At 69.1% G+C, this 24,283-nt stretch carries 19 protein-coding genes; 13 read left to right on the forward strand and 6 right to left on the reverse strand.

All coding sequences use genetic code 11. From position 1 onward, the window contains the following. The first annotated feature begins 7 nt into the window (after positions 1 to 7). The 9 genes from AAD027_RS14120 (at position 8) to rarD (ending at position 12,347) form a co-directional block, all read left to right on the forward strand. Positions 8 to 1,081 carry a 3-deoxy-7-phosphoheptulonate synthase gene (locus tag AAD027_RS14120; RefSeq protein ID WP_341726658.1) on the forward strand — a complete coding sequence of 358 codons (1,074 nt, stop codon included), beginning with the start codon at positions 8 to 10 and terminating at the stop codon, positions 1,079 to 1,081. Positions 1,082 to 1,245: 164 nt separating this feature from the next. After that, the gene (locus AAD027_RS14125; RefSeq protein ID WP_341726659.1) at positions 1,246 to 1,674 is read left to right on the forward strand and encodes a DUF2141 domain-containing protein; all 429 of its coding nucleotides are present in this window, start codon (positions 1,246 to 1,248) and stop codon (positions 1,672 to 1,674) included. A 10-nt stretch (positions 1,675 to 1,684) separates the two neighbouring features. Then, complete coding sequence (locus tag AAD027_RS14130) at positions 1,685 to 3,211, forward strand: carotenoid oxygenase family protein (RefSeq protein ID WP_341726660.1); 1,527 nt, start codon at positions 1,685 to 1,687, stop codon at positions 3,209 to 3,211. Positions 3,212 to 3,266: 55 nt separating this feature from the next. Beyond that, positions 3,267 to 5,447: a hypothetical protein gene (locus AAD027_RS14135; protein WP_341726661.1), complete on the forward strand. Its 2,181-nt coding sequence runs from the start codon at positions 3,267 to 3,269 to the stop codon at positions 5,445 to 5,447. 490 nt (positions 5,448 to 5,937) lie between these two features. Continuing rightward, positions 5,938 to 6,960, forward strand: coding sequence for a lipoyl synthase (gene lipA / locus AAD027_RS14140; RefSeq protein WP_341726662.1), 1,023 nt, complete (start codon positions 5,938 to 5,940; stop codon positions 6,958 to 6,960). 228 nt (positions 6,961 to 7,188) lie between these two features. Next, entirely contained in the window at positions 7,189 to 9,369 is a 2,181-nt protein-coding gene (locus AAD027_RS14145) for a carboxy terminal-processing peptidase (RefSeq protein WP_341726663.1), read from the forward strand. 85 nt (positions 9,370 to 9,454) lie between these two features. Then, positions 9,455 to 10,309 (forward strand): bifunctional transcriptional activator/DNA repair enzyme AdaA, encoded by an 855-nt coding sequence (locus AAD027_RS14150; protein WP_341726664.1) that lies wholly within the window; start codon positions 9,455 to 9,457, stop codon positions 10,307 to 10,309. A 218-nt stretch (positions 10,310 to 10,527) separates the two neighbouring features. Next, positions 10,528 to 11,436, forward strand: a complete 909-nt coding sequence (yedA, locus tag AAD027_RS14155) for a drug/metabolite exporter YedA (RefSeq protein ID WP_341726665.1) — start codon at positions 10,528 to 10,530, stop codon at positions 11,434 to 11,436. Further along, positions 11,433 to 12,347 (forward strand): EamA family transporter RarD, encoded by a 915-nt coding sequence (gene rarD / locus AAD027_RS14160; protein WP_341726666.1) that lies wholly within the window; start codon positions 11,433 to 11,435, stop codon positions 12,345 to 12,347. Before yedA ends, rarD begins: the two co-directional genes overlap by 4 nt. A 224-nt stretch (positions 12,348 to 12,571) precedes the next feature. Here rarD and AAD027_RS14165 read toward each other — a convergent pair whose 3' ends face one another. The 4 genes from AAD027_RS14165 to AAD027_RS14180 all read right to left on the reverse strand — a co-directional run bounded on the left by AAD027_RS14165 (position 12,572) and on the right by AAD027_RS14180 (position 17,532). Continuing rightward, positions 12,572 to 13,885, reverse strand: coding sequence for an ABC transporter permease (locus tag AAD027_RS14165; protein WP_341726667.1), 1,314 nt, complete (start codon positions 13,883 to 13,885; stop codon positions 12,572 to 12,574). A 12-nt stretch (positions 13,886 to 13,897) separates the two neighbouring features. Beyond that, positions 13,898 to 15,058, reverse strand: coding sequence for an ABC transporter permease (locus AAD027_RS14170; protein WP_341726668.1), 1,161 nt, complete (start codon positions 15,056 to 15,058; stop codon positions 13,898 to 13,900). Positions 15,059 to 15,069: 11 nt separating this feature from the next. Continuing rightward, positions 15,070 to 15,762, reverse strand: a complete 693-nt coding sequence (locus tag AAD027_RS14175; protein WP_341726669.1) for an ABC transporter ATP-binding protein — start codon at positions 15,760 to 15,762, stop codon at positions 15,070 to 15,072. Positions 15,763 to 16,284: 522 nt separating this feature from the next. Then, positions 16,285 to 17,532 carry an efflux RND transporter periplasmic adaptor subunit gene (locus AAD027_RS14180; RefSeq protein WP_341726670.1) on the reverse strand — a complete coding sequence of 416 codons (1,248 nt, stop codon included), beginning with the start codon at positions 17,530 to 17,532 and terminating at the stop codon, positions 16,285 to 16,287. A gap of 243 nt (positions 17,533 to 17,775) precedes the next feature. On the opposite strand from AAD027_RS14180, the gene AAD027_RS14185 reads away from it, so the two are divergent. The 4 genes from AAD027_RS14185 to AAD027_RS14200 all read left to right on the forward strand — a co-directional run bounded on the left by AAD027_RS14185 (position 17,776) and on the right by AAD027_RS14200 (position 21,507). Further along, positions 17,776 to 18,690, forward strand: a complete 915-nt coding sequence (locus tag AAD027_RS14185) for an ABC transporter ATP-binding protein (RefSeq protein ID WP_341726694.1) — start codon at positions 17,776 to 17,778, stop codon at positions 18,688 to 18,690. Beyond that, complete coding sequence (locus AAD027_RS14190; RefSeq protein WP_341726671.1) at positions 18,690 to 19,457, forward strand: ABC transporter permease; 768 nt, start codon at positions 18,690 to 18,692, stop codon at positions 19,455 to 19,457. Before AAD027_RS14185 ends, AAD027_RS14190 begins: the two co-directional genes overlap by 1 nt. A gap of 38 nt (positions 19,458 to 19,495) precedes the next feature. Further along, positions 19,496 to 20,701: a sensor histidine kinase gene (locus AAD027_RS14195; RefSeq protein WP_341726672.1), complete on the forward strand. Its 1,206-nt coding sequence runs from the start codon at positions 19,496 to 19,498 to the stop codon at positions 20,699 to 20,701. Positions 20,702 to 20,904: 203 nt separating this feature from the next. Then, positions 20,905 to 21,507: a response regulator transcription factor gene (locus AAD027_RS14200; RefSeq protein ID WP_341726673.1), complete on the forward strand. Its 603-nt coding sequence runs from the start codon at positions 20,905 to 20,907 to the stop codon at positions 21,505 to 21,507. Positions 21,508 to 22,036: 529 nt separating this feature from the next. Here AAD027_RS14200 and AAD027_RS14205 read toward each other — a convergent pair. Next, positions 22,037 to 23,422, reverse strand: a complete 1,386-nt coding sequence (locus AAD027_RS14205; protein ID WP_341726674.1) for a leucyl aminopeptidase family protein — start codon at positions 23,420 to 23,422, stop codon at positions 22,037 to 22,039. Continuing rightward, positions 23,419 to 24,156 carry an HAD family hydrolase gene (locus tag AAD027_RS14210; protein ID WP_341726675.1) on the reverse strand — a complete coding sequence of 246 codons (738 nt, stop codon included), beginning with the start codon at positions 24,154 to 24,156 and terminating at the stop codon, positions 23,419 to 23,421. The genes AAD027_RS14205 and AAD027_RS14210 overlap by 4 nt, the downstream gene beginning before the upstream one ends. Positions 24,157 to 24,283 lie beyond the last annotated feature (127 nt).

Below are 24,283 nucleotides of genomic sequence, written 5' to 3' on the forward strand. Positions count from 1 at the left end.
AAACCCCATGGCCCCCCATACCGACGACCTGCGCATCAGGAAGCTCGACACGCTGGTCACGCCCGCCGCCGTCATCGCCGAATTGCCGTGCGACGAATCGGTCTCGCAGACCGTGGCCGATGCCCGCGACGCGCTGCACCGCATCCTGCACGGGCAGGACGACCGCCTGATCGTGGTGATCGGCCCGTGTTCCATCCACGATCCCGCTTCGGCGATGGAATACGCCTCGCGCCTGCGTCCGCTGCGCGACGCGCTGGGCGGGGAACTGGAAATCGTCATGCGCGTCTACTTCGAGAAGCCGCGCACCACGGTGGGCTGGAAAGGGCTGATCAACGACCCGGCGCTGGACGGCAGCTTCGACATCAACCGCGGCCTGCGGCTGGCGCGCGGCCTGCTGCGCGACATCAACGCGCTGGGCCTGCCGGCTGGATGCGAATACCTGGACACCATCTCGCCGCAATACATCAGCGACCTGGTCGCGTGGGGCGCGATCGGCGCGCGCACCACCGAAAGCCAGGTGCACCGCGAAATGGCCAGCGGGCTGTCGTGTCCCGTCGGCTTCAAGAACGGCACCGACGGCAACGTCAAGATCGCGGTGGACGCGGTGGGCGCGGCCTCGCATCCGCATCATTTCCTGGCCGTGACCAAGGACGGCCGCTCGGCCATCGCGGCTACCGCCGGCAACCCGGACTGCCACGTCATCCTGCGCGGCGGCAAGGCGCCCAACTACGACGCGTCCAGCATCGAGGCGGCCAGCCAGGTGCTGGCCAAGGCGGGGATCCCCCCGCGCCTGATGGTGGACGCCAGCCATGCCAACAGTGGCAAGAACCCGGACAACCAGCCGCAGGTCATCGACGACATCGCCACGCAACTGGAAAGCGGCGAGCGGCGCATCGTCGGCGTGATGGTGGAAAGCCATCTGGTCGGCGGGCGGCAGGATCTGGAAGCCGGCCGGCCACTGGTTTACGGTCAGAGCATCACCGATGGCTGCCTGGGCTGGGAGGCGTCGGTCGCCGTGCTGGAACGCCTGGCCGAAGCGGTCCGCCGCCGGCGCGAGCAGCGCGTCTCGCAGGCCGCGTGAGCTTGATTCTTTTTCAGCCCCGACCGCGCTTTCCCGTTGCACGGTCGGGGCTGAAGCCCCTCCTGCAAGTGACTTCCGGCAGGTCGAAGTGGTGACGCCCGGCATCTGACGGCCGCGTGGGATGACGGGAGACTGGCGCCGTCATCCGTCGCCGAGATTTCGCCATGAACCGCTTCGTCCGCCGCACGCTTTCGATCGCCGCCCTCGTCGCCAGCGCCTGCGCCGCGCAGGCCCATGCCGCCGACCTCACCGTCACCCTGCGCGACGTGCGCGTGCAGACCGGCGTGCTGAAGCTGGCGCTGGTCGATTCGCAGGCCGGGTGGGACGGGCAGGCCGTCCCGGTGCGGGCCGATGGCGCGCCGCCGCGGGGCGATACGGCCACCTTCGTGTTCAAGGACCTGCCGGCCGGCGCCTACGCGGTCATGGTCACGCACGACGAGAACGGCAACGGCAAGCTGGACACCAACCTGATCGGCATGCCGGTGGAAGGCTACGGCTTCAGCAACAATCCGGCGGTGATGCGCAAGCCGACCTGGGAGGAAGCCCGCTTCGACGTCGCGACCGACCAGGCCATCGACATCGCGCTGCGCTGAGGTCGCCGCCATGCGCACCGTCGATAGCCGTCGCCGCTTCCTGCGCACCTTGCTGTCCGGCGCCACCACGCTGGCCATCGCGCCGGCGCTGCTGCGCAGCGAAGCCGCCTTCGCCGGCGATCCGGCGCGGTTCGCCGAAGGCCTGCGCCAGCATCCCTGGCTGGCCGGCTGGAAGTCGGTCGGCGCCGAATCGCTGGGCCCCACCACGGTCGAACTGGACGGCCGGCTGCCGGACGGATTCGCCGGCACGCTGTACCGCAACGGCCCGGCCTGGACCGAGCGCGCCGGCTTCCGCTACGAACACTGGTTCGACGGCGACGGCATGGTGCACGGCTGGCGGTTCGGCAAGGGCCGCGTCACCCATCAAGCGCGCATGGTGGCCACGCCCAAGTTCACCCGCGAGCAGCAGGCCGGGCGCTTCCTGTATCCCACCGCCGGCACATCCATCCCGGACATGCAGCCGGTGCGCAACAACGACGACGCCAATGTCGCCAATACCTCGGTGACCGTCATCGACGGCCGCCTGTTCGCGTTGAACGAAGCCGGCTCCGCGTTCGAACTGGACCCGGACCAGTTGACCACGATCGGCCCGGTGACCTGGCGCCCGGATCTGGCCGCGCTGCCGTTTTCCGCGCATCCGCTGGTGGATCGCGACGGTTCGTCGTGGAACTTCGGCTCCCTCTCGCTGATGGGCGGCAACGGCCTGCTGGTCTGGCACATCGGCGCGGATGGCCGACTGGTATCGGCCGACGTGCTGGAAACCCCGGTGCACGGCTACCTGCACAGCTTCGCGATGACCGAGCGGCACCTGGTGTTCGCGTTGATCCCGTTCCGCTACGCCGAAGGCCGGGGCGCCTTCTTCGAACGCCTGCGCTTCCAGCCGGACCAGGCGCTGCGCATCGCGGTGGTGGACAAGAACGCACCGTCGGAAGCGCGCTGGTTCGAGGCCGATTTCGCCGCCGTCTACCATTTCGCCGATGCGCACGAGCGCAGTGGCCGGATCGTGGTGCGCGCGGTGCAGCATGCCGATCTCGACGCGGCGCGTTCGCCGATGCGGGCGGCGATGAATGGCCGCGCCGAAACGCATGGCGGCAATGGCACGCTGCGCGAACTGGTGCTGGACCTGCGCAACGGGCGTGCACGCTGGGAGGACACCGGCATCGCCGGCATCGAGTTCCCGGTGTTCGACGCGCGCACGCCGTTGGATCGCGCCGCGCGCCTGTACGCGCCAGCGCAGACGAACGAGTCCACCGTACCCTATTTCAATGCGGTGGCGTCCTTCGACCTGGCGCGCGGGCGACAACAGGTGCATCGCTACGGCCGCGACGTATTGGTGGAGGAACACCTGTTCGTCCCGCGCCCCGGTGGCCGCCGGCCGGACGAGGGCTGGCTGGTCGGCACGCTGCTGGACGGCGCGCGCGGCCGCAGCGGCATCGCCGTGCTGGACGCGCAACGGGTGGGCGATGGCCCGCTGGCGCAGGCCTGGTTGCCGTACGCATTCCCGCTCGGCTTCCACGGGCATTTCGCGGCGGTTTGAGGCATCGCCGCGCGGGGCGGCTTGCGCGGGCGCCGGATTCCGGCATCCTGCGTCGATGGAACGGACACCCTCTTTCGCGCGCCGCCTGCCTTCGTGGCTGCGGCGCGCCCTCGTCGCCGCGGTCGCGCTGTATGCGCTTTACCTGATCGCCGGCAATCTCTTCCTCAATACGCCGTGGGGCGAATCGACGATCAACCGCAAGCCGGACCGTTTCCAGATGCACTGGGAATCCGGTCGCACCTGGTGGCCGGGGCGCGTTTCCCTGGCCGGGGTCGAGTTGAAGGGGCAGGCGCGCCGGATCGCCTGGCAGGCGCAGGCCGCGCGCGTGGAAGGGCGCATCGCGCTGTGGCCACTGCTGCGCCGCCGCCTGCAGATCCCGACGATCCATGCGCAGGAAGTTATTGGCGGTGCGCGGCGCGTGGACAAGGAACTGCTGCCGCCCCCGCCGCGCGAAGGCGGTTGGGAACTGCTGTTCGACCGCATCGCCAGCGATTCGGTGCGGCATGCCTACTTCGGCGCACTGGTGCTGGAAGGGCAGGGCAGTGCGGAAGTCGGCTTCTACAAGCAACTACGCGGCGGCCCGATGGAGGTGATGCCATCGAAGGCGCATTTCCGCGATGCGCGCATCACCCGGGAGGGAACCGACGTCATGCGCGACGGCGTGTTGCAGGCGGAGTTCGCCATCGCGCGCCATCGCCGCGAGGAAGCCGCGGGCGTGGACAAGCTGCTGAAGACCGAGGCGCGGATCAGGCTGGACGGCGCCACCTCGGGGGTGGACGTGCACGTCGATCCGCAGGGCGGCGTGGCCGTGAAGCCGGTGCCGGGCACCGGCGAGGCGCACGCCGACCTGGGCTTCTCGCAGGGCGCGCTGACGCCGGGGAGCCGGTTGCAGTGGAGCATGCCCGTCACCGGCCACGACATCGCGGGCGCGGCCCGCAACGATGCGTTGGGCCTTGCGCTGGCGGTGGACCAGGACATCGTGCTGAAGGCCACCGTGCCGCCGCGCGCGGATGGACGGCTGTCGCTGGACGCCGACCTGCGCCTGCGCGGCAACCAGGTGCCGTTGCGCGATTTCCAGTCGTTGCTGCCGCGCGCTTCCGGCCATGTCGTCGGCGATTGGCGCTTCACGTCCCTGCGCTGGCTGTCCGGCCTGTTCCCGCAAGCGCCCTGGCTGAAACTGGACGGCGCCGGCGACGTCAGCGCCGACGTGCAGGTCGTGGACGGCAAGCTGGCCGCGGGCAGCCGCATCACCGTGCCGGGCGTGGAGGCGGTGGCCGACGTGATGGGCAACCGCATCCGTGGCCAGGCGCGCGCCGACATCCGCCTGGATGCGGGACCCAAGGGCGAACTGGTGCCGCGGATGGAAGCGGTGATGGGCGAGTTCCATGTCGCGGCGGTGAAGGCGCCGGACAAGCCCTACGTACAGGGGCGCAACCTGCGCCTGTCGCTGAATGCGGACGGCGAGTTGACGGAGCTGACGCAGAACCTGAAGGCGCGCGTCGTGTTCGACAACGCCTCGGTGCCCGACCTGCGCGTCTACAACCCGTTCCTGCCGCGCGAGCACATGCGGTTCGACGGCGGCGCGGGATTCCTCAGCGGCGACCTGTCGCTGGATGCGGCCGGCGAGGTGGGGCACGGCACGCTGCGCATCGCCGGACGCGGCACGCGCATGGTGCTGGCCGGCATCCAGGCGCGCGGCGACGTCGACCTGGACCTGAAGCTGCGCCGCGCCGACCTGAAGCGGCATGCCTTCGTCGCCGATGGCAGCACCGTGCAGCTGCGCAACGCCAGCTTCAGCGAGCCCGGCGGCGAATCCCGCAGCGGCTGGTGGGCGCGGGCGCGGCTGGATCGCGCGCGGCTGGACGTGGACCGGCCGATCAGCGCGGGCGGGCAGGCGGACGTGTCGATGAAGGACGTGGCTTTCCTGCTGGCGCTGTTCTCGCGCAAGAAGGAATACCCGGCCTGGGTCTACGCGCTGGTCGATGCCGGCCAGGCGCAGGTCAACGGCCACGTGCAATGGCAGGACGACGTGCTGGTGCTGGACCGCGTGCAGGCCCACAACGATCGCTTCGAACTGTTGGCGCGGCTGCGCCTGCAGGGCAGGCAGCGGCAGGGCGACCTGTACGCCAAGTGGCGTGCCTTGAGCGTCGGCGTGGAATTGCAGGACGACCAGCGCAAGTTCCACCTGGTCCGGGCCAGGCAGTGGTACGACGGCCGGCCGGACCTGTTGAAGTAGCCGCGGGCGGGTTTTTGCGCGGACGGGATGCGGGAGGCCTGTTCAGGTAAATGGAATGAAGAAAGTAATTCCTGTTCTACCCTCCATCCGGGCAATTGGTCTGGTATCGGTAACATCCAGCAACGGCGCGGGTTGTGCGCGTGTTCACATTTGTGTTCGGGCCACCGCCGTGGCTATACCGCCCGGTACTGTTTTGCAGTGCAGCGTGCAAGACCCGTAACCGCTCCTTCACGATGGCCCCGCATCCCGACGTGGGGGAGGGAGCAAGCCCGCAATTGGCCTAGCCTTTGCGGGCTTTTTTATGCCCGCTACGCAGGCATAAAAACCCAAGATTCGCTGCGCGAATCTCGGGCCCCAAGCGTGAGCTTCCACACCCCGCGGCGTTGCCGCGCCCCCTGACTCAGGGGGCTCTACTCCAGACGCGCGCCCGGTGTTCCCGGCAGGACAATCCTTTCCAGGGCGGAAGAGCAAAAACGGCTAGAATTGGCCCATGACCGACTCCTCCGCCCGCTTGATTCCCCTTCAGGTCGTCAGTTCCGCGCCCGCTCCGCTGGAAACGGGCGCCAAGCAGCTGGGCGGCGACAAGATTTCCCGTTCGCCGGTGCAGTTCGCCCATGCCCCGGTGCTGCGCAAGCCGTCGTGGATCCGCGTGCGCATCCCGTCCGACGGTTCGGTGGCCAAGCTCAAGGCCAAGCTGCGCGAGAACCGCCTGGTCACCGTGTGCGAGGAGGCCAGCTGCCCGAACATCCACGAGTGCTTCGGCCACGGCACCGCCACCTTCATGATCCTGGGCGAGGTCTGCACGCGCCGCTGCTCGTTCTGCGACGTGGCCCACGGCCGGCCCAAGCCGCCGGATCCGTCCGAGCCGCTGAGCCTGGCGCATACCGTCGCCGACATGGGCCTGAAGTACGTGGTGGTCACCTCGGTCGATCGCGACGACCTGCGCGACGGCGGCGCCCAGCATTTCGTCGACTGCATCGCCGCCATCCGCGAGCATTCGCCCGGCACGCGCATCGAGATCCTGACACCCGACTTCCGCGGCAAGGGCCGCATGGACCGCGCGCTGGAGATCCTGGCCGCCAATCCGCCGGACGTGTTCAACCACAACATCGAGACTGTGCCGGACCTGTACCCCAACGTCCGCCCCGGCGCCGACTACCAGTGGTCGCTGACCCTGCTGCAGCGCTTCAAGCAGCAGCACCCGCAACTGCCCACCAAGTCCGGCATCATGCTGGGCCTGGGCGAGACCATGGAGCAGGTGAAGGCCACCCTGCGCGACCTGCGCGCGCACGACGTGGAGATGGTGACCATCGGCCAGTACCTGCAGCCCACGCCGCACCACCACCCGGTGATGCGCTACTGGACGCCGGACGAGTTCAAGGAGCTTGAGCTGTACGGCAACGGGCTGGGTTTCAGCCACGTGGCTTCCGGGCCGCTGGTGCGTTCGTCCTACCACGCCGACCGCCAGGCCGCCGAGGCGGCCCGCGCCACCGCCGTCGCCGTCGCCGGCTGACCCGGGGCTCCGGCCCTGATCCCGTGGGAAGCGCTGCCGCCCCAGTGCCGCATATTGCCCGGCCGTCGGAGCCGGAATTCCTCCCACAAGTTCCATTCACATTTCACTACACGGGCGCGGCTAGGCTGCCCAAAGGCAGATGACAGGGCACGCAACTTTGTGCACTGTCTGCCTGTCGAACCTGCCATTCCTCTACAGCCTTCCTGGCCCCCGGGCCGCGAGTACGCGATGAAACTGAAGAAAGCTCCTGCCCTGTTGCTGGCCCTGACCCTGATGACCCCGCTGGCGTTGCTGGCGCGCGGCGATGGCGACGCCGTCGCGGTGGCGCCGACCGCGGACCAGTCCAACACGTCGAAGCTGGTCTACGGCCTGCTGTCGGACAGCCGCTACGCGTACCGCCCGCGCCCGCTGGACGACGCGCTGTCGCAGGACGTGTTCAAGCGTTACCTGGAAGCGCTGGACGGCAGCAAGCAGTTCTTCACCGCCGCCGACGTGGAGCGCTTCGCGCCGTACAGGACCAGGCTGGACGATGCGATCCGCAGCGGCGACTTGGCGCCCGCCTACGAGATCTTCGCCGTCTACAAGCAGCGCGTGGAAGAGCGCGTCGCCTATGCGCGCGCGCTGCTCAAGCAGGACTTCGATTTCACCGGCGACCAGCGCTGGGAATACGACCGCAAGGAAGCGCCGTGGGCCGCCGGCACGCAGGAGCTGGACGGCATCTGGAAGAAGTCGGTGATGAACGACTGGCTGCGCCTCAAGCTGGCCGGCAAGAAGCCCGACGATATCCGCAAGACGCTGGACAAGCGCTACGCCAACCTGCAGCGCAGCATCGGCGAACTGAAGACCGACGACGTCTTCCAGACCTTCCTCAACGCCTACACCAGCGCGATCGATCCGCACACGGATTACTTCACCCCGCGCAGTGCGGAGAATTTCAACCAGGCCATGTCGCTGTCGCTGGAAGGCATCGGTGCGGTGCTGCAGCGGCAGGACGATTTGGTGGTGATCCGCGAGATCGTGCCCGGCGGCCCGGCCGACCTGAGCGGCAAGCTGAAGGTCGGCGACCGCATCGTCGCGGTCGGCCAGGGCAAGTCCGGCGCGATGACCGACGTGATCGGCTGGCGCATCGACGACGTGGTGGCGCAGATCCGCGGCAAGAAGGACACCCAGGTCCGCATCGAGTACATCCCGGCCGAGACCGGCATCGACGGCAAGCACACCCTGGTCACCATCACCCGGCAGAAGGTCAAGCTGGAGGAGCAGGCGGCCAAGGCCGAGACCATCACGCTGCCGGCCAGCGCGAGCGAGCCCGAGCGCCGCATCGGGGTGGTCAAGCTGCCGGCGTTCTACCAGGATTTCGAAGGCCGCCGCCGCAATCCGAACGACTTCAACTCCGCCACCCGCGACATCGCCAAGCTGCTGGCGCAGTTCAAGGCCGACGGCGTGGACGGCGTGGTCATGGACCTGCGCAACAACGGCGGCGGCTCGCTGGACGAGGCGGTCGAACTGACCGGCCTGTTCATCGACAAGGGTCCGGTGGTGCAGGTGCGCGAATCGGGCGGCCGCGTCACCGTCAACAGCGACCGCAAGAGCGGCGTGGCGTGGGACGGCCCGCTGGCCGTGCTGATCAACCGTGGTTCGGCGTCCGCGTCGGAGATCTTCGCCGGCGCCATCCAGGACTACGGCCGCGGCCTGGTGATTGGCGAGACCAGCTTCGGCAAGGGCACCGTGCAGAACCTGGTCGACCTGGATCGCTGGCCCAGCAACGAGAACGCGCGCTTCGGCCAGGTCAAGCTGACCATCGCGCAGTTCTTCCGCGTGGCCGGCGGCAGCACCCAGCACAAGGGCGTGGTGCCGGACATCGCGTTCCCGGTGAGCGTGGACGCCACCGAGTACGGCGAGAGCACCTACGACAACGCGTTGCCGTGGACCCGCATCGCGCCCGTGCCGCACACGCAGTACGGCAACTTCGCCCCGTTGCTGCCGCGCCTGCAGGCGATGCACGCCGCGCGCTCGGTCAACGACAAGGAATTCCAGTGGTGGTCCGAGGACGTGGCGCAGTTCCGCGCCGAGGCGGCCAAGAAGTACGTCTCGCTCAACGAGGCCGAGCGCCGCGCCGAGCGCGACAAGCAGGACGTGCAGCGCAAGCAGCGGCAGGAGGAACGCAAGGCGCTGGGATTGGCGCTGGACCCGCTGGCCGAGGACCTGGCCGACGACGGCCTGGGCGCCTCCGAGCGCGACATCGTCAAGGACGCCCAGCGCGAGAAACTGGCCGAGAAGCGTCCCGATCCGCTGCTGCGCGAATCCGCCGCCATCCTGGCCGACGCCATCGACATCCTGGGGCAGGACCGCAAGCTGTCCGCGCAGGTGCTGCCGGAATCCCCCGGCCCGGGCCGCTGGGCCGAATAACCCGCATGCGTCGGCCGGCCGGACCGGCCGGCCGATGCGCAAGATCCGGATAGCGGGCGCCTGGGGCGTTGCCTACGATGGGCGCATGAACCTGATGACACGCCGCCCGCCCCTCTCTTCCACCGATGCTCCGCGCGATGCGCTGGAGCAGGCCCGCCGCCTGCTGGACGCGGGCGAACCCACGCTGGCCGAACTGGCGGCGCGGACCGGACTCAGCGCATCGCACCTGCAGCGCCGCTTCCGCGCCCGCTACGGGCTGAGCCCGGCCGAGTACCTGGCGCAGAAGAAGCTGGGCGCGCTGAAGTCCGCGTTGCGCGACGGACGCGATGTCACCACCGCGTTGTACGACGCCGGCTATGGCTCGCCTTCGCGCGTGTACGAGCAGAGCTCGGCGAAGCTGGGCATGACGCCGGCCACCTACCGCGCCGGCGGGCGCGGCGTCGAGATCCGCTGGGCCATGGTGGACACGGTGCTGGGCAAGGCGCTGGTGGCCGCCACCGAACGCGGCATCTGCGCGGTGGAACTGGGCGACGACGAAGCGACGCTGGAGCAGCGGCTGCGCGGCGAATTCCCGCAGGCGCGGGTGGAGCGGGTCGATGCGGGCAGCGACGACTTCCTGGCGCCGCGCCTGCGCGCGGTGGCCGAGCGGCTGGCCGGGCGCGCCGGCGACGTGCCGGTGGACCTGATCGGCACCAGCTTCCAGCAGCGCGTCTGGGAAGCGCTGATGAAGATTCCCGCTGGCGACACCGTCAGCTATGCCGGACTGGCCCGGCAACTGGGCGCGCCGCGTGCCGCGCGCGCGGTGGCCAGCGCCTGCGCGCACAACCGCATCGCCGTGGTGGTGCCGTGCCACCGGGTGATCCGCGGCGACGGCTCGCTGGGCGGCTATCGCTGGGGCCTGCCGCGCAAGCAGCAGTTGCTGGAACGCGAGCGCGGTTGAGCTTGCCCCCTGTAGGAGCGCCCTTGGGCGCGATGCTGTTCCGATATGTCCGAAACAAGAGTATCGCGCCCAAGGGCGCTCCTACGGGCACGGGCGGCCAAGGCTTGAGCGGGATTCAAGCCGGCCCGGAAAGGTTTCAAGCAGTCGAGGACATCCATGTCACGCCGTTGGCCCGCGGCTGGCCTAGAATTGCACTACACCGCATCCCCCTCTTTCCCATGAACTCCTCCGTATCCGCCGCCGCGCCCGCGCGTGGTGGCCTCGCCGTCGTTGCTGCCCTGGCCATCGTCTACGTGGTCTGGGGTTCGACCTACCTGGGCATCCGTTTCGCCCTGGAAGGCGGCTTTCCGCCCCTGCTGGTGGTGTCCGGCAGCCGCTTCGTGGCGGCCGGCGCGGTGTTGTTCGCCTTCCTGTACTGGCGCGGGGTGGCGCCGCCCACGCGCGCGCAATGGAAGAACCTGCTGGTGATGGGCGCGCTGCTGTTGCTGATGGGCAACGGCATGGTGGTGCTGGCCGAGCAGACCGTCTCATCCGGCCTGGCCGCGGTGGCGGTGGCGTCGATGCCGTTGTGGATGGGCCTGTTCGGCGCGATGCGCGGGCAGCACCCGACGCGCGGCGAATGGCTGGGCATCGTCGTCGGCTTCGCCGGCGTGGTCTGGCTCAACGCGGGCAGTTCGCTGACCGGTTCGCCGGTGGGCCTGGTGCTGCTGCTGGTCGCATCCATCGCCTGGGCCTACGGCTCGGTATGGTCGCGGGGTCGCGACCTGCCTTCGCCGTTCATGGCGGCGGCCGCGCAGATGCTGGCGGCCGGCGCCATGCTGGTGGTCGCGGGCCTGTTGTATGGCGAACGCTTCAACACGGCGCAGTGGACGCTGCATGGCGCGCTGGCGGTGGGCTACCTGGCGGTGTTCGGTTCCGTCATCGCCTTCACCGCCTACGTGTGGCTGCTGCATCACGCGCGCCCGATGCTGGCGGGCAGCTATGCCTACGTCAATCCGGTGATCGCGGTGGCGCTGGGCGCGTGGATCGGCAAGGAGACCTTCACCGCGCATGACCTGGGCGCGATGGGCGTGATCCTGGCGGGCGTGGTGATCATCACGCTGGCGCGCGTGAGGAAAAGCGCATGAATCCGCAGGCGATCGACCGCAAGGGCCTGGCGATCACCGCCGGCACCTTCTTCCTGTGGGGCGTGGTGCCGCTGTACTGGCATTTGCTGAAGGCGGTGCCGTCGCTGCAGATCATCGCGCACCGCATCGTCTGGAGCGCGGTGCTGGTGATCGGCTGGCTGCTGCTGAAGAACGGACTGGCCTGGTGGCGTCAGGTCCGCGCGCAGCCGCGCGCGGTGCCGCTGCTGGGCATCAGCAGCGTGCTGATCGCGTTCAACTGGGGCCTGTACATCTGGGCGGTGAACGCCGGGCACGTGGTGGAAACCAGCCTGGGCTACTTCATCAATCCGCTGATCAACGTGATGCTGGGCGTGCTGGTGCTGCGCGAACGCCTGTCGCCGGCGCAATGGGTGGCGGTGGCGTTCGCGCTGCTGGGCGTGGCCTGGCTGACGCTGCAATCCGGCTCGCCGCCGTGGATCGCATTGGGCCTGGCCTTCTCGTTCGGCCTGTACGGGCTGGTGCGCAAGCTGGTCTCGGTGGACCCGGTGGCCGGACTGGGAGTGGAAAGCGTGTACCTGTTCCTGCCCGCGCTGGCCTACGTGGTGTGGGGCGAACTGGGCCACGGCGGCGGTTTCGTGCACGGCTTCGGCTGGAAGGACGATCTGTTGCTGGTGTTCGGCGGCGTAGTGACGGCGGTGCCCTTGATCGGCTTCGCCTACGGCGTGCGCCGCATCCCGCTGTCGATCGTCGGCCTGCTGCAGTACATCGCGCCGACCATCCAGTTGCTGATCGGCGTGCTGGTGTTCAAGGAAGCGTTCGGCCCGGAACGCATGATCGGCTTCGCGGCGATCTGGCTGGGCCTGCTGATCTTCGCCAGCGACGGGCTGTGGCGCTCGCGCCGGCGTCCTGTGGTGGTGGCCGTAGCGGAATGAGCGCGGCCCATTTCCTGTGGGAGCGACGTCAGTCGCGACCGCGCATCCGAAACACTCTCGAATTCCGGTAATTCTTCAGCTGGACACCCGGCGGCGCGCTCGTCGTTCCCCCAGCCGTGGAGGGCCGTTGCGACTGACGTCGCTCCCACAACAAGCGGGATCATGTCTCGGTCAGTTCGCTTCTGCTGGAGCCGAGATTGCTCGGCTCCAGCTTCCGGATACGCTCAGATCGCGCGCAGCGCCTGCGTGATCGGCAACCGCGCCGCGCGCAGGGCGGGGAACAGGCCACCCACCAGGCCGATGCCCAGCGCCCACTTCAGGCCGCTCCACAGCAGTTCCGGCGTGACCTTGAACTGGAACACCACCTGGCTGAAGTTGGAACCCAGCGTGGCCACGCTGTAGCCGTTGAAGATCGCCCAGGCCACCAGCCCGCCCAGCACGCCGCCCAGCAGCGCCAGCAGCATCGTTTCCAGCATCACCGCCATCACCACCGGCAGCCCGCGGAAACCGATCGCGCGCATCGTGGCGATCTCGCGCGCGCGGCCGGCGACGGCGGCGTACATCGTGTTGAGCGCGCCGAACACCGCGCCGATGGCCATGATGGCGCCGATGACGATGCTGAGTGCCTTGATGATGATGGTCAGCTGCTGCGTCTGCTTGGAGTAGTAGTCCTGTGTGGTCTGCGCATCCAGCTTCAGGCGAGGGTCGTTGTCCAGCGCCGCCTTCAACTGGGCGAAGCCCTCCTTGCCGTCCAGGCCCACGGTGATGGACTGGTAGGCGCGGCGGTCGTAGGCGGACGAAAGCGTCTCGATGTCCGTCCACAGTTCGGAGTCGAACGCATCGCCGGCCGCGAACACGCCGACGATGGTCCAGTCCTGGTTGCCCAGCTTGATCGTCTTGCCCACGTCCAGGCCGCGGTACTGGCCCTTCGCGCCCTGGCCGACCACGATCTCGCGCACGCCCACGTTGAACTTGCGGCCCTCGACGATCCTGATGTTGGGACGGATGGCCCACGCCGCGTCGCTGACGCCGCGGAACTGCGCGTTGGCGTCCTCGCCGCTGCTGGCCGTGGGCAGGTTGACCACCTGCGACAGCTCCGGCGAGATCACCGCGCGTCCCTGCGCATCCTTGGCGATGCCGGGCAGGCTGCCGATCAGAGGCGACTGGTCGCGGGTGATGACGGAATTGGTTTCCGCCTGCGACCCGCCGCGCAACAGGATGGCGGTGGTGTCGTTGCCGGTCTGCTTGAGCGTGGCCTCGAAGCCCGCGCCCATCGCCAGCATCGCCACCAGCACGCCGACCACGCCGGCGATGCCGACGATGATCACCGACGAGGCGCCCCAGCGCTGCGGCAGGCTGGCGATGCCGATGCGCGTGGCCGCCAGCGCCACCCGGCCGGTGCCGGTCAGCGCCAGCCACAGGGCGAGCAGCACGACGATGCCGAGCACGCCCTGCCAGGGCAGCATGATCCAGGCGACGAGCCCGATGACGATGCAGAGGACGGCGATCAGGTTGCCGATCCAGACATTCTTCTTCATGGTGTGTTCTCCTCAGCGGCCGGCCAGCGCATCGACGATCTTCAGGCGCATCGCGCGCAGCGAAGGCAATGCCCCCACCACCAGGCCGATGCCCACCATCAGTGCCAAGCCTAGGCCCCAGGTCTCGACCGGAATGCTGCCCACCGGCAACGCGCCGCCCGTTAGCTTGCCCAGGATGGGCATCAGTACCGCAGCCATGCCCATTCCAATCAGTCCCCCCAGCACCACCAGCAGCACCGACTCGGCCAGCACCAGCGCCAGCACGCTGCCGTTGGTGAAGCCCAGCGTCTTCAGGATCGCCAGTTCGGGCACGCGCTCGCGCACGGCCTGCGCCATGGTATTGCCGGTCAGCAGCAGCAGGGTGAAGAACACCGCGCCCATGATGGCGGTGACGATGAAGCCGATGTCGGCGAACTGCTTGAGGAAGGACTGGTTGAACGCCTGCTCGGTCTGCGACTTGGTCTCGCGGTCGGAGTTCTCCGAGATCGCGTCGATGGCCTTCGCCACGCGGGTGGCGTGGTCCACGTTGTCCAGCTTCACCATGTACCAGCCGACCTGGCCGTTGACGTACTGGTTGGCTTCGTCGAAATACTTCCAGTGGAACAGCAACTGGTTCTCTTCGCCCTTCTTCTTGTCGTCGGCCACGGTGAAGGTGCCGCGCAGCGTCAGCGGCCAGGCGTTGCTGCCGTCCTTCTGCGGGAAGATGGTGGCCTGCAGGGGAATGGTGTCGCCGACCTTCCAGCCGAACTTCTTCGCCAGCGCATCGCCGACGACGGCGCCGGTGCGGTCGTTCTCCCAGGCCTTCAGCTGGTCCGGCGGGATCAGGTATTCCGGGTACAGGTCCAGGTAGCCCGGGCCGACCGAGAAGTTGGGGAAGAAGTTCTTCGGGTCCTTGTAGATGCCGCCGAACCAGGCGGCGTAGGCGACCTGCTTCACGCCCGGCGTGGCGGCGATCTTCTGTTCCAGGTTCAGCGGCAGCATCTGCGTCAGCGAAAGGCGCGAGGACACCACCAGGCGGTCCGCGCCGGCGACGCCGCCGCCGGAGGTGAACGCCACGCGCACCGAATCGAGCAGGCCGAACAGCAGGAACGCCGCCACCACCGACAGCAGGGTCAGGAACGTGCGGGTCTTGCTGCGGAACAGCGCGGCCCATATCAGCGAGAAATATTTCATGTCCGCCTCCGTCAGTGCGCGGCGGCCGGCGTATCGGCCAGTTCGCCCTTGTCCAGGTGGATGGTGTGGGTGGCGTACTCGGCGGCCTTCGGGTCGTGGGTGACCATGATGATGGTCTTGCCGTGTTCCTTGTTGAGCAGTTGCAGCAGGCCCAGCACTTCCTCGGCCGAATGGCGGTCGAGGTCGCCGGTCGGTTCGTCGCAGATCAGGAAGGTGGGGTCGGAGACGATGGCGCGGGCGATAGCCACGCGCTGCTGCTGGCCGCCGGACAGTTCGTTGGGGCGGTGCGAACCGCGCTCGGCCAGTCCCACCAGCTGCAGCGCGATCTCGGCGTTGCGCTTGCGCTGGCTGGCGCCCAGCTTGGTCAGCAATAGCGGCAGTTCGACGTTCTTCTGCGCGGTCAGGGTGGGCATCAGGTTGTAGAACTGGAACACGAAGCCGACGTGGTGGCTGCGCCACTGGGCGAGCTGGGCGTCGTTCATGCGGTCGATGCGCTGGCCTTCGATCTCGATCTCGCCGCTGCTGGGGTTGTCCAGGCCGCCGATCAGGTTGAGCAGGGTGGTCTTGCCGGAGCCGGAGGGACCCATCAGAGCGACGAAGTCGCCATGGGGGATGTCCAGGTCGATGCCGTGCAGCACCTGGACTTTCTCGGGGCCGCGCTGGTAGGTCTTGGTGAGGTTGCGGATGGAAACCAGGGAGGACATGGGCGTTTTCCTTCGGTGGCGTTCGGGATTTGGCGTGTACGGAGTACGGAGACTGCGATCTTTGCGGGCAATCAGGGCGGGTTCTGGCCTGATTGGCGGAGGGGCGGAGTCTTTCGTGCGACGAAGCGGGGTGGTGGTTTTCGACACGTTGGCGGTTGTCCGCTGGGCGTGCTTGATGCGGCTTGCGTTTCGGGTCCATGGCGCATCGTTTCGACGCGCTCGCCGCGGGGCGTCCTTTCTTTGCTTGTGCAAAGAAAGGACCAAAGAAAGCACACCCCAGGCGGCGCGCCCTCCGCGCGAAGCGCTCCGGGTCCGCAAGCGGGCCGGGAATTTCCGGAAGACACATCCTGTGTCATCCGGAAACGGCGCGCGTCCTGCGCGCCGCCCTTCGGGTTTTACCCGTCCCGCTTGCCGCGCCTAGATGGGGCCCGGTAAAGCGAGAGCAAAGACAACCAGCAACCAACTACCACCCGGTGATTCGTCGCGGCGTGGGTTTCCTCACGCGCGCCGTTTCGACGGGGCTTATTCGTTGTCTTCCGCCAGTTTCACCTTGGCGCCGTCCTTCAGTCCGGCGGGGGCGTCGACGACGACGGTTTCGCCGGCGGTCAGGCCTTCGGTGACCTGGACGTCGTCGCCGAGCTTGCCGCCGACTTTCAATGTGCGTTGTTCGACCGTGTCGTCGTCGCCGACCACGAAGGCGACCTGGGCGCCGTCGCGTTCGCTCACGGCGGCGGCCGGGGCGCGCACGCCCTTGGGCGCCGCCTGCGCGGCCTGCGGCCTGGCGGATTCCAGGAAGCTCACGCGCACGCCCATGTCGGGCACGATGCGCGGGTCCTTCTGGTTCAGCGCCACGCGCACCTTCACCGTGGCCTTGCTGCGGTCGGCGGTGGGAATGATGGCGATCACCTCGCCGGGGATCTGCCAGTCCGGGTAGGCGTTCAGCGTGGCCTGGATGGGCATCTTCGGCTGCACGCGGCCGATGAAGGACTCGTTGACCTCCACTTCCACTTCCAGCGACTCCATGTCGACGATGGTGCCGATGCCGGTGCGGGTGAAGCCGCCGCCGGCCGACAGCGGCGAGACGATCTCGCCCGGCTGCGCGGCCTTGGCGATCACCACGCCGGCGAACGGCGCGCGCACCACCGTGTTGTCCAGGCCGATATCGGCGATGCGCAGGCGGTCGGCGGCGGAACGCTCGTTACGCTGCGCGGTCAGCAGCTGCGCGCGCAGCGAATCGCGCTGCGCCACGGCCTGGTCGTACTGCGCCCGCGACACCAGTTGCTGCGCCGCCAGCGACGACAGCCGGCGCGCGTTCGCCTCGGCTTCGATCAGTTGCGCCTGCACGCTGCCGCTCTGGCTGCGCGCGGCCTGCAACTGGCTGCTGGCCAGGGCACGCTCGGCGTTGGCGTCGATGGGTTCGAGCCGCGCCAGCACCTGGCCGGCCTCCACGCGCATGCCTTCCTCGATCAGCACTTCCTGCACCTTGCCGGTGACCTTGGCCGACACCGTGGCCATGCGCCGGGCGACCACGTAGCCGGAGGCATCCAGCACGGTGGCCGCACCGCCGCCGTTGCCGAGCGCGGCGACCGGCGCGGTCCGCACTTCGATGGCCTTCTCGCGGCCCAGCACGGCCCACGCGACCAGCGCCAGCACGATCACCGCGACGGCGACGCCCAGCACGATCCACAGGCGACGCCGCGACGGCGGTTCCGGCGGCGGCGCCTTGCGGTCGATGCGGAGTTCCTTCAACAGGTCGGCGGAAGAGTTCATCGCGTATCCAGACGGTGAATGCGGGAAAGTGTGACCGGCTAGGGTAACCGAGCCTAGCTGCCGGAAGTCACTTCGTGCCCGAGGCCGGCGGCCGATGGGCCGACGGCACGGGGCGCATCGTGCGTGACGACCGTGGCGCAGCCAAGTGACACCTGTCATCTGATTCGCCTGAACAACGCCACTGATCACACGCATGGCGACAATCCACCATGACCGCACTTCCCACGAGGCACGGACATGAACATGGCAACTGCTTCTTCTCCTGTCCTGGCCCGCCTGCGCGGCGCCCGGCGGCACTACGGCACGACCTGCGCGCTGGAAGCGCTGGACCTGGAACTGCATGCGGGGCAGGTGCTGGCCCTGCTGGGCCCGAACGGCGCGGGCAAGACCACGGCGATCAGCCTGTTGCTGGGGTTGCAGACGCCGGATGCGGGGCAGGCGGAACTGTTCGGCCTGTCGCCGCACGCGCTGGCCGCGCGCCGGCGCATCGGCGTGATGCTGCAGACCGCTGGCATCCCGGACACGCTGAAGGTGCGGGAGTTGATCGAACTGACCCGCAGCTACTACCCGCAGCCGCGCAGCGTGGCCGATTGCGTGGCGCTGGCCGGGCTGGAAGGCCTGATGGAACGCCGCTACGGCCAGTTGTCCGGCGGCCAGCAGCGGCGCGTGCAGTTCGCGCTGGCGGTGTGCGGGCGTCCGCAGGTGCTGTTCCTCGACGAACCCACCACCGGCCTGGACATCGAGGCGCGCCATGGCCTGTGGAAGGCGATCCGCGAACTGGCGGCGCAGGGCTGCGCCGTGCTGCTGACCACGCACTACCTGGAGGAAGCCGAGGCGCTGGCCGACCGCGTGGTGGTGGTGAACCAGGGACGGTTGGTGGCGCAGGGCAGCGTGGCGCAGATCCGCTCGCGCGTGTCGCAGCGACGGATCGGCTGCGCGTCGTCGCTGCCCGCCGCCACGGTGTCGGCATGGCCGGGCGTGCACGACGCACGCCAGGTCGGCGGGCGGTTGGAGATCGTCGCCGACAGCGCCGAGCCCATCGTCCGTCGCCTGCTGGCCGAAGACCCCGCCCTGTCCGAACTGGAAGTGCGGCGCGCCGGCCTGGCCGACGCGTTCATCCAGCTCACCCGCCCACCCGCCCTGGAGGAAGCCGCCTGATGGACGCCGTCGCTCCCGCACCGTTCTCCCCGTGGCGCGCCTACCTGCTGGAAGCGCGCTACGAGTTCCTGCGCCTGTTGCGCACGCCGTCGTTCTCGCTGCCGTGCCTGTCGTTCCCGCCACTGTTCTACCTGCTGTTCGGCGTGCTGCTGGGCGGCCGTAACGGCTCGACGGCCGTCGCGCATTACCTGCTGGCCGGCTACGGCGTGTTCGGCACGATGGGCGTGGCGCTGTTCGGCTTCGGCGTGACGGTGGCGCTGGACCGCGAGCAGGGCCTGCTGACGCTCAAGCGCGCGCAGCCGATGCCGCCCGGCGCCTACCTGGCGGCGAAGATGGCCATGGCGATGCTGTTCTCGTCCATCGTGCTCCTGCTGCTGGCCGCGCTGGCGGTCGGCGTGGCCGGCGTGCGGCTGCCGCCGGCGCAGTGGCTGGGCCTGGCGCTGGCGGTGTTGTCGGGTGCGCTGCCCTTCAGCGCGCTCGGCCTGTGGCTGGGTACCTTGGTCGGCGGACGCGGTGCGCCCGCGCTGATCAACCTGGTCTACCTGCCGATGGCGCTGCTGTCCGGCCTGTGGGTCCCGCTGTCGGTGCTGCCTTCGGCCCTGCAGGCGTTGGCGCCGCTGTGGCCGGCCTACCACGTGGCGCAACTGGCGCAGAAGGTGGTCGGGGTGGATGCGGGAGGGTCCCCGGCCCTGCACGTCGCGGTGCTGATTGCGGTCGCCACGGCCTGCTTCGTGTTGGCGCGCCGCCGCCTGTACGCGGCCGCGTGAGCGCGCGATGATCGCCGCCTGTCCCTGAGGATGCGCCCGTGAAGACGTCCGCACTGACGCGCTGGCTGGAACCGCGACCGGATTCGCTGGCCGCGCACGACCTGCGCATGGGCCGCTCGCCGTGGACGCACGCCGTCCACCTGGTCTGGTCGGTATGGGTGTTCCTGACGCCGGCGTTCTCGGGCGGCGCGTTCGGCTTCACGGCGCGATGGGCGCTGCTGACCCTGGCGTCGTATCCGCTGTTCCTGTGGCTGTACGCGATGACGCTGGTCGCCGCGCCGCGCAAGGCCCATGCCTGCGCGCTGGGCATGGTCGGGCTGTGCCTGGCGCTGCTGCCGTGGTATCCGTCCGGGCTGAGCTACTTCGTGTTCGGCTGCGTGATGTTGCAGCCGCGGCGCAGTCGCTCCCTCCTGGGCTACTTCGCGCTGCTCGCCGTGCTGAACGTGGCGCTGGCGGCTTATGCGCGCCACATCGGCTATCCATGGCAGGCGGTGGTGTGGATGCCGGTGGTCACGGTGGTGGTCGGCGCCGTGGTCGCGGTCGATCGCATCAACCGCGAGCGCGAGGCGGTGCTCAAGCTGTCGCAGGACGAAGTGCGGCGGCTGGCCGCGCTGGCCGAGCGCGAGCGCATCGGCCGCGACCTGCACGACCTGCTGGGCCACACGCTGTCGCTGGTGGCGTTGAAGTCCGACCTGGCCGGCCGCCTGGTCGAGCGCGATCCGCAGGCCGCGCGCCACGAGATCGGCGAGGTCAGCCGCGTCGCCCGCGATGCGCTGTCGCAGGTGCGCCGCGCGGTGACCGGCATCCGCGCGGCGGGGCTGGCCGCCGAACTGGCGTCGGCCAAGCTGCTGCTGGAAACGGATGGCGTCGCGTTCCGGTACGCCGCGGACGACGCCAGTCTGCCGCCGCAGGTGGAGACCGTGCTGGCGCTGACCCTGCGCGAAGCGGTCACCAACATCCAGCGCCACGCCCGCGCCAGCCTCGCCGAGGTGTCGCTGGCGGCGTCGCCACGCGAAGTGACGCTGCGCGTGCGCGACAACGGCGCCGGCGGCGCCATCGCACCGGGCAACGGCCTGACCGGCATGCGCGAACGCGTGGAAGCGCATGGCGGCCGGCTGCGCATCGAGTCCGCGCCACGCCAGGGCACGCAGCTGGAGGCCACGCTGCCGATTTCCGGCGAGGACCACGACGGTTCGCAGGATGCCCCAGTACCCTCCGAAGAAGGCACTGTAGGAGCGACGTAAGTCGCGACCGCCTGCCGCCCGCCTGCACGTCATCCAAAGCCACCCAAGGGCATGATGGCCACGACGAAAATTTCCAGCGCTTCGGCAGGGCTCCCGTACTCATGAGTCGTGCGGTCGCGACTTACGTCGCTCCTACAAGGGCGTTCCCATCCTGGGCGGCGATTTGCTAGCGTGTCGTCCACTTCCCGTCTGCCGGCCTTCCGATGATCCGCGTACTGCTTGCCGAAGACCAGGCCATGGTGCGTGGCGCGCTGTCGGCGCTGCTGAACCTGGAGGACGACATCGAGGTGGTCGGCAGCGCGGCGGACGGCGAGGCCGCATGGCGCGAGCTGCAACGGTTGAAGCCCGACCTGCTGGTCACCGACATCGAGATGCCCGGCCTGACCGGGCTGGAACTGGCCCAGCGCATCCATCGGCAGGAACTGCCGTGCAAGGTGGTCATCGTCACCACGTTCGCGCGTTCGGGTTTCCTGCGCCGCGCACTGGAAGCCGGCGTGTCGGGCTATCTGCTGAAGGACGCGCCGGCGGAAGACCTCGCCGAAGCGCTGCGCAAGGTGCACCGCGGCGGCCGCGCCATCGACCCGCAACTGGCGGTGGAGGCGTGGTCCGACGCCGATCCGCTCAACGACCGCGAGCGGCGGGTGCTGCGGCTGGCCGGCGAAGGCCTGTCGGCCGGCGACATCGCCAAACAGCTCAACCTGTCGCAAGGCACCGTGCGCAACTACCTGTCCGAGGCCATCGGCAAGCTGGGCGTGACCAACCGCATCGAAGCGTACCGGTTGGCGCGGCAACGGGGGTGGTTGTAGGAGCGCCCCATGGGCGCGATGCGCGCATCCGTGCGGCGGAGCATCGCGCCCACGTGCCCGAAGGCATGAAGGGCGTTGCTGCAAGGTATCCGTCCCGTTGGTTCGCTGTAGGAGGGGGCCATGCCTCATGCCAGGAACAGGAGCATCGCGCCCATGGGGCGCTCCTACAAAGCGGATCCTCTGTAGGAGCGGCTTCAGCCGCGACCGTGCACTACAAGGAAATCGTCTTAGCCACGGATTGATGCGGATAGAGCAAGTTTTGCTTTATCCGTGTGATCTGAGCCAATCTGTGGCTAAAAAGATTCGTCGTCCGTGCGGTCGCGGCTGAAGCCGCTCCTACAGAGATGTCGATGTGAATCCACGTGCCTGTGGGAGCGACGTGAGTCGCGACGGGAAGCGCAAGCCACGGATAGCATGGATGAGCGCGAATGAAGTCTCCCGACACATCATCCGTGTTCATTCGTATCATCCGCGCGGATCGCACTTCATTTTCTCCGTCGCGACTCACGTCGCTCCCACAAGGGGCATGTCAAACGCCGTAGCGCGCCTTCAGCATCGCGTAGGCGCTGCGCAACGCCAATGCTTCGCCGCCGGCGGGGCGGCCGGCGCGGTCGCTGTCGTTCCACGCGTATACGTCCAGGTGCGCCCACTTCGTGCCCTCGGGGACGAAGCGCTCCAGGTACAGCGCGGCGGTCACCGCGCCGGCCATGCGCGAGCCGGCGTTGGCCAGGTCGGCGATGCCGCTGGTCAGGTAGCGCAGGTAGGGGCGCCACAGCGGCATGCGCCAGACCGGGTCGCGCATGCGTTCGCCGGCGGAAATCCAATCGTGGGCCAGCGCATCGTCGTTGGCGAACAGCGCCGGCAGGTCGGGACCCAGCGCGATGCGCGCCGCGCCGGTGAGGGTGGCGAAATCCAGCAGCAGATCGGGCGACTGCTCGCCCGCGTAGGTCAGCGCATCGCACAGGACCACGCGGCCTTCGGCGTCGGTGTTGTCGATCTCCACGCTGACGCCCTTGCGGGTGGCGATCACTTCGCCGGGGCGGAAGGCGTTGGGGCCGATGCTGTTCTCCACCGCCGGCACCAGCAGGGTCAGCCGCACCGGCAGCTTGCGCGCCATCACCAGTTGCGCCAGCGCGATCGCGTGCGCCGCGCCGCCCATGTCCTTCTTCATGTTGCGCATGCCGTCGGCAGGCTTGATGTCCAGCCCGCCGGTGTCGAAGCACACGCCCTTGCCGACCAGCGCCACGTGCGGATGCGCCCGGCTTTCATCAGTATCGCCGCCCCAGCGCAGCGCGACCAGCCGCGGCGCGCGGTGCGAGGCGCGGCCGACCGCATGGATGGCGGGGAAGTTCTGCGCCAGCAGCGCGTCGCCGGCGATCGCCTCGACCTGCGCGCCGTGGACCTGCGCCAGTTCGCGCACGGCGGTTTCCAGTTCGTCCGGGCCCATGTGCTCGGTGGGCGTGTTGACCAGGTCGCGCACGCGCAGGCTGGCGGCCAGCAGGTCCAGCGTTTCGGCGTCGGCTTGCGCCAGCACCAGCCGTGCCGGCTTGCGCGGCGGCGTCTTGTAGCGGTCGAACCGGTAGCTGCCCAGCCCCCAGCCCAGTTGCAATGCGTTGCGCGCGTCGTCGGGCAGGTCGGTCGCCAACCGCCAGTCGCCGATCGGCAGGCCGAACGGCGCGTGCCCGTACGAATACGGGTCCAGCGCATCGCCGATGCCGATCACCGCGCCGGCCAGTCCGTCCTCGCCGGGCAGCAGCAGCAGCGACCCCGCGGAGGCGGTGAAGTTCTGCGCGTCGATCCAGGCGTTGATCGCGGCGGACTGCGTGGCGCGCCATGCGGCCAGTTGCGCGCGTTCCAGCACGTGGAACGGACGCGCATCGGCGGAGGCATCGGTATAGGCGTTGGCGAGGCTCATGCGACGGCATGCTCCGTGGCGAAGTGGGGATGCGCGTCCAGCCAGTCGGCCAGTGCGGTCAGGGTAGTGAATTCCAGGTCGGGGCGCAGCGTGTCGTGCGTCCACGCCTGCGGTCGGCCGTCATCGCCGGGGCGATTGATCCAGCAACTGCGCAGGCCGGCGCGCGCGGCGCCCAGCACGTCCATCTCGATGTGGTCGCCCACGTGCAGCACGTCGGCCGGCGCCGCGCTCAGGCGTTCGCAGGCGGCCAGGAAGATGCTGGCCTCGGGCTTGGCCGCGCCGTGGTCGCGCGAATGGATCTGGTGGGCGAAGTAGCGGGTCAGCCCGATGCGTTGCAGGTCGGCGTTGCCGTTGGTCACCGCCGCGATGGGTACGCGCGCGGCGATGCGTTCCAGCGCGGCCAGGCTGTCGGGGTAGTACTCCACCTGGTTGCGGGCGGCGTAGAAGGTTTCGTAGGCCGGTTCCAGCAGCGCCATGTCGGCGCCGCTCTCGCGCAGGGCGCGTTCCAGCGTCAGCCGGCGCAGGGTGCTGAGGTCGTGCTTGTGCTGCGGGTGGGTGGCGAACACTTCCTCGCGCACGGCGCGCATGCGTTCGACGGGGAACATCGCGGCCGTCGCCGGGCTGTGCTCGCGCAGCCAGTCGTCCAGCACGCGTTCGATGCGGGCGCCGATGGGGGCGAACGGCCACAGGGTGTCGTCGAGGTCGAGGGTGATGGCGCGGACGGGAAAGCTCACGGGGCGATTTTACCCCAGCCCTCCCGGTGGCCTTCACCCGGCCGCGGACAAGCCCCTCTCCCTGCGGGAGAGGGGTTGGGGAGAGGGGCGAACGGAGCCTGTTCGCCTCCGCCATCCGATGCGTAGG

Origin of the sequence: Pseudoxanthomonas putridarboris (assembly GCF_038321125.1) — a bacterium.
Lineage (GTDB): Bacteria > Pseudomonadota > Gammaproteobacteria > Xanthomonadales > Xanthomonadaceae > Pseudoxanthomonas_A > Pseudoxanthomonas_A putridarboris.